This window comes from Pseudomonas sp. HMWF032 (genome assembly GCF_003060885.1).
Classification (GTDB): Bacteria; Pseudomonadota; Gammaproteobacteria; order Pseudomonadales; family Pseudomonadaceae; genus Aquipseudomonas.
This window is the reverse complement of the sequence record NZ_QAIG01000002.1, coordinates 46,346-57,789: the sequence shown is the minus strand read 5'-3', so window position 1 is coordinate 57,789 and position 11,444 is coordinate 46,346. Positions and strand designations below refer to the sequence as shown.

General features: G+C 59.9%; 11 protein-coding genes. 4 read left to right on the top strand and 7 right to left on the bottom strand.

The genetic code is table 11. The features are described from left to right. Together DBR00_RS00970 and DBR00_RS00965 are read right to left on the bottom strand one after the other, a co-directional pair. On the bottom strand, window positions 1–145 hold a 145-nt coding region (locus tag DBR00_RS00970), incomplete at its 3' end, for an AzlD domain-containing protein (RefSeq protein WP_146180655.1). Further along, complete coding sequence (locus DBR00_RS00965) at window positions 145–858, bottom strand: AzlC family ABC transporter permease (protein ID WP_108487464.1); 714 nt, start codon at window positions 856–858, stop codon at window positions 145–147. The genes DBR00_RS00970 and DBR00_RS00965, both read right to left, overlap by 1 nt. A 150-nt stretch (window positions 859–1,008) precedes the next feature. Between DBR00_RS00965 and DBR00_RS00960 the strand changes: the two genes are divergently transcribed. Then, on the top strand, window positions 1,009–2,265 hold the full coding sequence (locus DBR00_RS00960) for an MgtC/SapB family protein (protein WP_108487463.1): 1,257 nt from the start codon (window positions 1,009–1,011) through the stop codon (window positions 2,263–2,265). On the opposite strand, the gene DBR00_RS00955 is transcribed toward DBR00_RS00960, so the two are convergent. Then, window positions 2,251–3,078 carry a MerR family transcriptional regulator gene (locus tag DBR00_RS00955; protein WP_108487482.1) on the bottom strand — a complete coding sequence of 276 codons (828 nt, stop codon included), beginning with the start codon at window positions 3,076–3,078 and terminating at the stop codon, window positions 2,251–2,253. The genes DBR00_RS00960 and DBR00_RS00955 overlap by 15 nt on opposite strands. 319 nt (window positions 3,079–3,397) lie before the next feature. Here DBR00_RS00955 and DBR00_RS00950 point away from each other — a divergent pair, with 319 nt between their 5' ends. Both DBR00_RS00950 and DBR00_RS00945 read left to right on the top strand, forming a co-directional pair. Further along, window positions 3,398–5,176 (top strand): SDR family oxidoreductase, encoded by a 1,779-nt coding sequence (locus DBR00_RS00950; protein ID WP_108487462.1) that lies wholly within the window; start codon window positions 3,398–3,400, stop codon window positions 5,174–5,176. 15 nt (window positions 5,177–5,191) lie between these two features. Continuing rightward, window positions 5,192–6,082, top strand: a complete 891-nt coding sequence (locus DBR00_RS00945) for a metal-dependent hydrolase (RefSeq protein WP_108487461.1) — start codon at window positions 5,192–5,194, stop codon at window positions 6,080–6,082. Window positions 6,083–6,106: 24 nt separating this feature from the next. On the opposite strand, the gene rmuC is transcribed toward DBR00_RS00945, so the two are convergent. From rmuC to DBR00_RS00925, 4 genes are all read right to left on the bottom strand, one after another. Then, window positions 6,107–7,468: a DNA recombination protein RmuC gene (rmuC, locus tag DBR00_RS00940; RefSeq protein WP_177479869.1), complete on the bottom strand. Its 1,362-nt coding sequence runs from the start codon at window positions 7,466–7,468 to the stop codon at window positions 6,107–6,109. A 189-nt stretch (window positions 7,469–7,657) separates the two neighbouring features. Then, complete coding sequence (locus tag DBR00_RS00935; RefSeq protein WP_108487459.1) at window positions 7,658–8,062, bottom strand: tetratricopeptide repeat protein; 405 nt, start codon at window positions 8,060–8,062, stop codon at window positions 7,658–7,660. A gap of 380 nt (window positions 8,063–8,442) precedes the next feature. Then, window positions 8,443–9,195 (bottom strand): RES family NAD+ phosphorylase, encoded by a 753-nt coding sequence (locus DBR00_RS00930; RefSeq protein ID WP_108487458.1) that lies wholly within the window; start codon window positions 9,193–9,195, stop codon window positions 8,443–8,445. 292 nt (window positions 9,196–9,487) lie between these two features. Next, window positions 9,488–9,856 (bottom strand): antitoxin Xre/MbcA/ParS toxin-binding domain-containing protein, encoded by a 369-nt coding sequence (locus DBR00_RS00925; RefSeq protein ID WP_108487457.1) that lies wholly within the window; start codon window positions 9,854–9,856, stop codon window positions 9,488–9,490. 531 nt (window positions 9,857–10,387) lie between these two features. Here DBR00_RS00925 and cysP point away from each other — a divergent pair. Continuing rightward, window positions 10,388–11,401 (top strand): thiosulfate ABC transporter substrate-binding protein CysP, encoded by a 1,014-nt coding sequence (gene cysP / locus DBR00_RS00920; protein WP_108487456.1) that lies wholly within the window; start codon window positions 10,388–10,390, stop codon window positions 11,399–11,401. Window positions 11,402–11,444: the final 43 nt, after the last annotated feature.

The following is an 11,444-nucleotide window of genomic DNA, read 5'->3' as shown; positions in this document are numbered from 1 at the left end:
CAATCGCACTCAGCACCGCCGTTGGCACGTAATGCAGACCCTGGCGCACCAGCGGCGGGAAACGCAGATTGGGAAAGGCAAACAGACTGTAGCGAATCGCAAAAGTGATCAGCGCCATGCCGAGAATCAGCAGCCAGATTTCCATCACCCCTCCTCTCCAGTCACGACCGGCATATTGCGACGCTCCAGCCAAACGCCGATCGCGATGCCACTGAGCGCCGCGGCCATCAACCCCAGCTTGTAAGGCCAGGCATGGCAGAGCAGCGCCACCGCGCCGGCCACCAGGGCGGCAGCAACCTGCGGTTGATTGCGCAGCGCCGGCACGACGATGCCGATAAAGGTCGCCAGCATGGCGAAGTCCAGACCCCAACCCGCCAGATTCGGCACACTCTGGCCAAACAGCGCACCGACCAGCGAGCTCGACACCCAGGACAGGTACAACGCCAACGCAACGCCGGCGTGATACCACTGGCCATGATCGGCCAGGCCGCGCACCAGGTAGCGGCGCTGCACCACAGCAAAGGTTTCATCAGTCAGGCCAAAGGCCAGTGGTAACCGCCAACGCTGCGACAGCCCGCCCACATAGGGTTGCAGCGCCGCGCTGTAGAGCACATGGCGCAGGTTGACCACCAGGGTGGTGAGCAGGATCACCAGCGTGCCACTGCCCAGTGTCAACAAACTGATGGCAATAAACTGCGCCGAGCCGGCATACACCAGCATCGACATGCCCAGTGCCTGCCACAGACTGAGCCCAGCCAGGCTGGCCAACGCGCCATAAATCAGGCCGAACGGCAGAATGCCGACGATCATCGCAACGCTGTCGCGAACCCCATAGAGAAACTGCTGCATACGGCTCATGTGCCCTCCTGTGTACGACACAGCCTGGCGTATCACGGCAGCGCCGTCTTGAACAATCTTGCGCAGCGATAACCGCATAGCCTGACTTGACACAATACAGCCAGGTGCTCGCTGGCTAAACTGCCAGCACTCCTCACCCAGGACAGCCCCATGCCAGAAGCCCTAGACACCTTACTGAACTTTGCCAGCGCCCTGGCCGCCGGCCTGTTGATCGGCGCCGAGCGCGGCTGGCAAGGCCGCCATACCGATGACAGTCAGCTGGTAGCGGGCATTCGCACCTTCGCCCTGAGCAGCTTGCTGGGTGCCTTTGCCATGCTGCTAGGCGAGCACTTCGGCGTAATCGCCTGGGCGGTGATCTTCTGCGGCTTTGCCTTGCTGGTGGTGGCCTCCTACTTTGGCGAACTACAGCGTCTGGGCGATTTGGGTCTGACCAGCGAAGTGGCACTGCTGATCACCTTTCTGCTCGGCAGTTTGGCCATGGCCGGTTATGCCGGGCTGGCGGCGGCCGGCGCAGTCGCCGTGGCGCTGCTGTTGAGCCTCAAGCAGTCGCTGCATGGTGCCCTGCAGCAGCTCAGCGAGGCAGAACTATCGGGCGCACTGAAGCTGCTGTTTATTTCCCTGGTGCTGCTGCCGGCACTGCCCAATCAGGGCTACGGCCCTTGGCAGGCCTTCAACCCCTACGCCATCTGGTGGATGGTGGTGCTGATCGCCAGCATCGGTTTCGCCGCCTATGTGGCAATTCGCCTGGTCGGTATGCGTCAAGGCCTGTTGATCACGGCACTGCTCGGTGGTGTGGTGTCGTCCACCGCAATGACCGTGACCCTGGCGCGCCTGGCTCCTGGGCGTAGCCTGCAGGCGATTCTGGCCTGCGGCCTGCTGGCCACCTCGGCGCTGATGTTTCCACGCGTGCTGCTCGAAGTTGGCCTGGTCAACGCCAGCCTGTTACCACACCTAGCCTGGCCGCTGGGCATCGCCACCCTGGTGTATGCCGGTGGCGCACTACTTTACTTCCGCCGCGCCGGCACAGAGAGTGAAGAACAGGCCGAACCACCGCTGAAAAACCCCTTCGAACTTGAGCCGGCGCTGCGTTTTGCCGCGTTGCTAGCGGTCATTCTATTGATGGTCGAAGGCGCACAACATTGGCTGGGCGATGTCGGTGTCTACCTGGTGGCGTTGCTCTCGGGCCTGGCCGATGTAGATGCCATTACCCTGTCACTTGCGCGCAGCGCCAAGGGCGAACTGAATACGCAGGTCGCAGTACAGGGAATCTTTCTAGCCGCGCTCAGCAACAGCCTGGTCAAAGGCTTCTTGGTGGCGTTGATCGGCGGCCGCAAGCTGGCACTGATGACTCTGCCGGTGATGGCTGCCGGTCTGCTGGCTGGCGCGGCGGCCTTACTGCTGTTTTGAATGATCGGCGCGCAAAAAACCTTCCAGCAGTTTATGCACCCGTTCGCTCAACTCACGATTGGCCGCCTCGGGCAGGCTACGCGCCAGTTCGGCTACGACGACCTGTTCCACCAATGGGCGCAGTTGCAGCAACTGCACACTGAGCCGCTCAAGGTCAGCGGCATGCGGTAGATCACTGTGCAACAGCGGATTAACCAGCTGTTGGGTAATCATCGTGACAATGCCCGAGGCCACCTGCTGCACATGCCCGCGAATGGCTGCCAGTTCATCAAGCAGCGCCGGCAAAGGAATACCGGCACGGTACAGCTCAAGCCCGGCGGCAAACAGCTTGGGACTGGGAACACGCAAATGGTCGCCGGCAAACTCCAGCAGGCCCAGCGCCAGTGCCCGCTCGATCACCTGATCATCCAGTGCCTCACCGAACAATGCCTGCAGCTGCGCAAAGGACAGCTGCTCAGCCTGCTCCGGCTGGCCAGGCCCCTGGATCGCTTGCTCCAGTCCCAGCACATGGGCCAGGTCGCGACCCTGCGTCCAGGCTTCGAACAGTTCGCGAATACTGGCGATGCTGTAGCCACGCTCCAGCAGCTGACCGATCAGTTTCAGCCGCGCCAGGTGCTCACCGTTGTAGATCCCCAGACGGCCACGCCGCTCAGGCGGCGGCAATAGCCCCTGATCCTGATAGGCACGCACATTGCGCACGCTGGTCTGTGCAGCCTGGGCCAGATCATCGACCCGATATTCGACAGACACCGCTTCCACCACAGGGGCGGCGCTGCCTAATAAACGCTGGAGAAAAGCAGAGGCTGTTTGCATGGCGGCGATCATAGCCGCCCTGCCAACCGGCCAACAACCGCCCCAACCAAGGGCTGGACTTACCCAGCCTGTAGTCGCGAGTAACCCCAGTGATTCCGGGTAAAGCCCCACTGCACAAGGCTTGCAGCCTCATCAGTAACACCGTAACAGGGGCTGGATTGAGCTTGCCCGATGGCTAGGCAGAGGCCTGCAGAGCGTCCAACAATAACCATGACATCAATTGATGTAACAGTCACAACCTCTGGAGACGCCCCATGCCCCTTAATCTCACGCGCCTCACCCGCACGTTCCAACTTACTGCCCCGCGTCAGGTGCGCGCATGAACGCGCCTGCCGTGTTGCCAAATGAGGCACTGCAGGGCGAACACCTGCGCATCCAGGGCGATGGGGTCGAACTGGCCGCTTACCGTTGGGGCAAAACAGATGGCCCGACACTGCTGCTCGTGCATGGCTACCCGGATAATCACGAAGTCTGGCTGCCCCTGGTGCGTGAAATGGCCGCCGACTACCAGATCATTGCCTATGACGTACGCGGCTTTGGCGCTTCGGATATTCCACGCAAGCGCCTGGACTATCACCTGACAAAGCTGGCCAACGATCTCGAAGCGGTGATCAAGACCCTGAGCCCTGCACAGCCGGTGCATCTGGTGGCCCACGATTGGGGGTCGATCCAGGCCTGGGAAGCGGTGACCGAACCACGCATTCAACCCTTGTTGGCCTCTTACACCAGTATCTCTGGGCCCTGCCTGGACCATGTCGGCCACTGGATGCGTGACAAGCTCAAGCAGAAACGCCCGCGCGCATTGATGCAGGTGCTCGGCCAACTGGTCAGCTCCTGGTACATCGCACTCTTTCACACGCCCTTGCTGCCCGAGCTGACCTGGCGCCTGGGCCTGGACCGCGCCTGGCCACAGTTGCTGCGCAACGTCGAAGGCCTGCGCAATGTCGCAGTCAGCAGCAGCCAGCGCTCGGACGGTGTGCACGGGGTCAAACTGTACCGCGCCAACTTTATCCGCAGCCTGTTCACCCCTCGCCTGCGCCATACCGATGTACCGGTGCAGTTGATCGTGCCGACCGAAGACCGCTTTGTGCGCCCGCAACTGTTCGACCGGTTGCAACACTGGGCGCCCAAGTTATGGCGTCGCGAAGTGCGCGCCGGGCACTGGCAGCTACTGGCTGAACCCCAGCAGCTGGCCCTGTGGCTGCGTGAATTTATCCAGCACCTGCACGGCGACGGCAGCAGCCGCGCGCTGCAGCAGGCGCAAGTCAGAACCAATGCCGGGGACTACAGCGGCAAGTTGGTAATCGTCACGGGAGCCGGCTCCGGCATCGGCCGTGCCACCTTGCTGGAGTTCGCCAAACAGGGCGCCAACGTGCTGGCTGCCGACATCAACCTGGCAGCAGCCGAAGCCAGCGCCGAACAGGCGAGAAGCCTGGGCAGTGAAGCCTTTGTCTACCCGCTGGATGTGGGCGACAGCAGCGCGATGGCGGCGTTCGCCAACTGGGTGGAGAACGAGTTCGGCAGCCCCGACATTGTTATCAATAACGCTGGCATCGGCATGGCCGGCAGCATGCTTGATACCAGCAATGCTGACTGGGAACGCCTGCTGCGCATCAACCTGTGGAGCGTGATCGATGGCAGCCGGTTGTTTGCCCAGCAGATGATCAAGACTGGCAAACGCGGGCACATCGTCAACACCGCCTCGGCCGCTGCCTTTGTGCCGTCGCGCAATTACCCGGCCTACGCCACCAGCAAGGCCGCCGTGCTGATGCTCAGCGAATGCCTGCGTGCGGAAATGGCCAGCCATGGTATTGGCGTTACGGCGCTGTGCCCGGGCCTGGTCAACACCGCCATCATCCAGGCCACCCGCTTCAACGGCCTGAGCGCCGAAGCCGAAGCCCAACAACAGGTCAAGACCCAACGCCTTTACAGCAAACGCAACCTCAGCGCGGAAACCGTGGCCAGTCGCCTGTTGCGCGGCATCGCGCGCAATCAGGCCGTAGTCGCCGTGGGCGCAGAAGCGCACCTGAGTATTGCCCAATGGCGCTTCGCCCCCTGGCTGTCGCGCGCCCTCGCCCGCCTGAACCTGACCAGCTAAGCAAGGAGCCAATCCATGAGCCAACACCACAGCCTGCAGCCGCGTAAAGTGCGCTTCGACTTTGCCAACACCCCGCTGCACTGGGTCCCTAATGAGCCAGAAGCCTCGCACATCATGAACAGCCTGCACCTGATCCTGCCGGCGGGCGAGTTCTGGTTCTGCCGGGTGTATAACAAGGCTCTGCTCCTGGTCACCGACCCGCAACTGCGTGAGGACGTCCAGGGCTTCGTCAAGCAGGAAGCGCAGCATGCCCGCGCCCACGACAGCGCACTGACGCCTTACCTGCTGCGTCATGGCATTGACCCAACACCCTTTACTGGACCGCTCCACTGGCTGTTCGACCACGCGCTGTGTGATTTCCCCCTGGGCAATAACGCCATCAGCCGCTTTATGCAGCCCTGGTGGCTGCGTCAGCGGGTCGGCATCATCGCTGCGATTGAACATTTCACCTGCGTGCTGGGTGACTGGATCATCACCACCCGCAGCCTCGACCATGCCGACCCGGTGATGCTTGACCTGCTGCGCTGGCACGGTGCCGAGGAAGTCGAACACCGCAGCGTGGCCCATGATCTGCACGTGCATATCGGTGGCAGCGTGGTAATGCGCTGGTTGTATATGCTGATTGCAACGCCCGTGCTGATCTTTCTGTTCAGCACAGGAATGAAGACCCTGATGCGCCAGGATCCGGTGACCCGATACCGTCCCGGCTTCCTCTACCTCTGGTATCAACTGGGTAAACGCGGCTTGCTACCGCGTATGGGCAGCATTGGCCGCTCCGTACTGCGCTACTTCAACCCCCGTTATCACCCGCGTAGTGAAGGTGATATCAGCGTGGCGCTGGACTACCTGGCCAACTCCCCGGCAGCACAACGTGCGGCAGCGGAACAGACACTACTGGGGGCATAAACCCTAGCCGCGGGCCTACCGCGCCTATTCACTTATTTCGTCCAGCACCCTAACCCCGGCCGCCTGTTCGAGCAGTTCGACAGGCAGGCTTTTGCTCGCACGGGCACCGAGCAGCTTGAGGTTTTCCACCCGACTGATGATATTGCCGCGCCCCTCGCAGAGCTTGTTGCGCGCCCCGGCATAAGCCTTGTCCAGTTGTTGCAGGCGTGCGCCCATTTCATCCAGATCCTGGATAAACGCCACGAACTTGTCATAAAGCGCGCCAGCGCGCTCGGCAATCTCGCGGGCGTTCTGGCTTTGCCGCTCCTGCCGCCACAGGCTGTCGATCACCCGCAAGGTGGCCAGCAGCGTGGTCGGGCTGACAATGACGATATGCTGATCGAAGGCCTCCTGAAACAGCCCAGGATCGGCCTGCAACGCCGAGGCGAAGGCCGCTTCGATCGGCACAAACAGCAACACGAAGTCCAGGCTGTGCAGACCTTCCAGGCGTTGGTAGTCCTTGAGCGACAAGCCCTTCAAATGGCTGCGCAGCGACAGCACATGCTGCTTGAGCGCTAGCTGGCGGCTGGCCTCGTCTTCGGCGGCAATAAACTGCTGGTAAGCGGTGAGACTGACTTTGGCGTCCACCACCACTTGCTTGTCGCCGGGTAGCTGGATCAGCACATCGGGCTGAAAGCGCTCGCCATCGGCGCTCTTCAGGCTGACCTGGGTCTGGTACTCGCGGCCCTTCTCCAGGCCGGCGTGTTCCAGCACCCGCTCCAGTACCAACTCACCCCAGTTGCCCTGAGTCTTCTGGCCCTTGAGGGCGCGGGTCAGGTTGGTGGCTTCATCGCCCAGGCGCTGGTTGAGCTGCTGCAAACGCTCTAGCTCCTTACCCAGGGAAAAGCGCTCACGGGCTTCCTGCTGATAGCTTTCTTCCACGCGTTTTTCGAAGGATTGAATGCGCTCCTTAAGCGGGTCAAGCAACTGGCCGAGCTGTTGCTGGCTGGTTTCAGCAAAGCGCTGCTCGCGCTCATCGAAAATTTTTCCGGCCAGCTCGGCGAACTGCGCACGCAGCTCATCACGCGAGCCTTGCAGGTCGCTCAAACGCTGTTGATGGCTGCCCTGCTGTTCCTTGAGTTCAGCACTGAGCGCGGCCCGCAGTGCATCTAGGCGTCGGATTTCAGCTTCCTGTTGTTCGCGCTGATGGCTCCAGGTCTGGGCCGTTTCGCGAGCAATCTGCCGCTCCTGTAGCAGCAGGTCGGCCTCACGGCGCAACGCGGCCAGTTCGGCCTGCTGGTCGGCCTTGATCTCGTTGATTTCGGCGATTTCCTCGCGGCTGCCTTCCAGCTGCGCCGCTAATCCGGTCTGGGCCAGCAGGGCATGGTTCAGACGCTCCTGCAGCAGGCTGAAATCCAGCTGCTGGACGTTCAGACGGCGTTGCAGTGACCAGGCCAGGTAAAGAAGAGGCAATGCGGCGACGGCAAAACCGAGCAGCGCCGGCGCCAGCGCGGTGGACAAATCGATGGGCATTGAGCAGCTCCGCAGAGAAGTACTGGCAGTATAACCAGTATTTTCCGCCACTGAACCTTTCTATCAGAGCTGCTTGAGCAGGTGCTGCGCCTCTAGCGAGCCTTGCCCAGCAGCCAGCTCCAGCCAATGCCGAGCCTGTTGCGGCTCCAGGGTACGTGGCTGGCTATAGAGCTGACCAAGTTCCAGCTGAGCACTCACATCCCCAGCACGAGCAGCCTGACGCAGCAGCTCGAAGCCCATGCGCCGATCACGCGGATTGCCGCAATCGCGGCACAGCATCTGCCCAAGACGGACCTGCGCCTGCACGACACCCTGCAAAGCAGGTTGCTTGAGTAGTCGACCGGCAAAACGTTTAACGCAGGGGGCATGGCCGAGACGGGGGCTGTCCAGTAGCCAGAGCGCAACACGGGTTGGCAGGCGTGGAACAGTGACGGGTAAAGCAGGCAGACGAGTGATTGCGCGAGGCATAAGAAGCAGCGGTGGCCGGGAAGGCGCGCAACTCTACTCCTTTTTCCGCCAAGGTAAAGCCTTGCAAAAAACGCCAACCTGCGGTCTAGAGCAAGCGCTCGGGTTAATCCACAGAAGCTGTGGATAACTTCGTGGATAACATGGGAGCAAGCGTCTTCATCGCCGATGGTGTGGGCCTCAGAGTTAAACTGGTGGTTTTTTCACCAACGTAAAAAACCTATATTTTTCATTGACTTATAGAATCAACAAAAAAAATCAAGGATTTACGTCAAGCACTGCATCTTGCTTGACAAGGCGCATCGCAATTGTGCACAAGTTGCTGCGTCACGCCGCCGCATTGCCCTTTTTCAGGGCAAAACGCTCTGAAAAAGCCGCTCTGCCTAAGCCGGGCGCGGCAGCTGACCATCCACCTGATAGGTAGCCAGACGAAAAACTCTAGGCGTGTCAGGAACCTGAGCACTCTTGAAGGCCACATAATCAGCCGTGGTTTCACATAACCAGCTCAGCAGGTTGCGTGGTCGCTTTTCTGCCAACGCGCTAGGGACGAATAGCGCAACGTTGCTGCCCTTCTGCGGGCAGCGCGCTGAACGGTATTCAAACGCTTCAACCCCTGCCACGCGCATTGCAGCCCCCAGTGCCTGACAAGGTTGGTAAGCGCTGACGTGGCAGAGTTCAGCCTGATATTCCACAAAAGGCGGATGCTGCAACTGAATACCGCGCGCCACCTGATAGCGCGCCTCGAAGGTGCAATGCTCAGACAGAATGCGCCCGCTGGGCGGTGCAACGCTCATGCCCTCCCAGAGCAGAAAGCGGTAATAGGCCGCCTCAGCCATGGCCGTATCGATGCGCAGCGCACCGTAGAACAAGCTCGGCTCATGTACCGATCCAAAGCGCGACCCCCAACGCAACGGAGGATAACGAAACGGCGTTTTCAGCAGGTAATGCAGCGGCTCGGCACTTTGCGGCAGTGGCGGCTTGCTGGTTTCCAGCAACTCTTCTAGCAGAGCCTGCTCGGCCAGGGTATCGACCAGCTGCAGGGTCGCGACCTGGGCCTGACTCTCGACTAGGCGTACCAGGCGCCCACGCAGTGGCTTGATCTGAGCCGAGCCTTGGCAGTGTTGCCAGATATCCATGGTGGCGCTGTCCTTGACTTTTATTCTGCAGGGTAGTTTTCAGCGGCTGTTTAGGGCCTCACGAGCGAGAGCCCAGCGAGGCAAAAACAGGCGCAAATCGAAGCGTTACGGAGTAACAGTCCACGGCTGGCCCGCAGGACGAGGACTGCGAATCAAGCGGTGTGTACTTTTGTTCATGGGCATTACTCGCTTCGCTCGTCCTACGGGTCGCACTGAAGCGCATGATCGGCAAACGACTTTGGAGCTGTTGCTAACGCTGCCGGGCCGGCGCGCAGCAACTCATAAATTGCCTCTAGCCCTTGCCACGAATCGCATCGAGATACTCCACCACCCGCACCAACCCCTGCACCTGCAGCATCAGCGACAGTGGCGGCGCATCCAGGTGGCGGTTATCGGTACGTAGAAAATGCTGCATATCTGCCAGGTTTCCGCCAAACAAGGCAAACAGTGAGCGGTAAACACGGATCAGCAGGAGCGCCAGCTCTCCCGTTTTGCTATGCACACGCAGCCCCCCATCGGCCCAACGCGAGATGGCCGTCCGATGCACGCCCACGATGTCTGCCAACTCCTGCTGGGTCAGCCCTAATTGTTCACGGGTATTAAGCAGCGCCTTGGCAAGCACCGCATCAGCGTCGGTGACAGGACGAATCAGTGCACTCATTGAAACCCCGACCTAAATGTCTGTTAGCTACAAAGCTAGCACTACATGCTGTAAACACACAATGAGAAAACACGAGCCGCCCTGGGCACACATCCACAGCCATACATCACACGCCACGGCTCAAACGACAATCGGAGGATCGATCAACCCATGCCAAGATCTTTGCCCAATTCAGCATCTAACCGATCCACAAACATTTGTATCAAACTCTGGCGAGGCTGCTCTCGGGCAGCACTTGGTAATAGTTCATCTCTGGATGCACAACATGCTCGCCTACCCGGCACAGCAAGTTCGGCGTTAACAGTCCATCGACCAGATGCCGCCAGCGGATGGCCACCACTCGAACCAAAGCCTGCAGCCGTCTGAGCACACAGCTTCTATAAGACGAAAATCGAATATAAGTATCGTTAAAAATTACTTTTTAAGAATAATAAAGTTGTGCACTATCGCGCTCAGCAACCTGGCCAATGAAGGTCAGGCATTCAAGCAAACGCCTGTAAGACGGGCTCAATGACGAGGAAAGTCTGCATCATGCTAAAGAAACTTTTGCTGGCCAGCGCCATCACCTCAAGCCTGCTAGGCAGCGTCGCGGCACTGGCTCAGGACAAGCCGATTTTGAATGCCTCCTACGACATCGCCCGTGAGCTGTTTGCCGAGATCAACCCCAAATTCGTTGCCCACTGGAAAGCCCAGACCGGCAAAGAATTGGTGATCGATCAATCGTTCGCCGGCTCCTCGCGCCAGGCGCAGGACATCATCCAGGGCAAGAAGGTGGATATTGTCACCTTCAACCAAGTCACCGACGTGGACATCCTGGCCAAACGCAGTTTGGTGCGCGAAGACTGGGCCAAGCAGTTCCCCAACAACAGCTCGCCCTACTACAGCACCACCGCCTTTTTGGTGCGTAAAGGCAACCCGAAAAACATCAAGAACTGGGACGACTTGGCCCGTGCCGATGTGAAACTGGTGTTCCCGAACCCGAAAACCTCCGGCAACGCACGCTACAGCTACCTAGGTGCCTGGCTGCACGCCAATGAAGCGTTCGGCGGTGATGAGGCCAAGATCAAGGAATTCATCGGCAAGATCCTGCGCAACGTCGAGAACTTCCCAACCGGCGGTCGCGCTGCCACCGTCGCTTTCGCCCAGAATGGCCAGGGTGATGTGCTGCTGACCTTTGAATCGGAAGTGGTGAACATCGCCAATGGTGAAGAATTCAAATCCGGCGAATTTGAAATTGTCGTGCCGCCGGTCAGCGTATTGGCTGAGTTCCCGGTCGCGCTGGTGGATAAAGTGGTCGATGAAAAAGGCACCCGCGATGTGTCCAAGGCCTACCTGGACTTCCAGTACAGCAAAGACATTCAGCAACTGCTGACCACCTTTAACTACCGCGTGCACCACCCAGAGGTGGCCGCAGCGACTAAGGATCAGTTTGCGCAAATCCGCCTGATCAACCCAACTGAAGTGCTCGGCACCTGGGATGAGATCACTGCCAAGCATTTCGATGCTGATGGTATTCTTGACCAGCTGTTGGCTGAGGGGCGCTGAGTCACTCCAGCTTTACGTCATCACACAAGCCGCCGTCCCTACG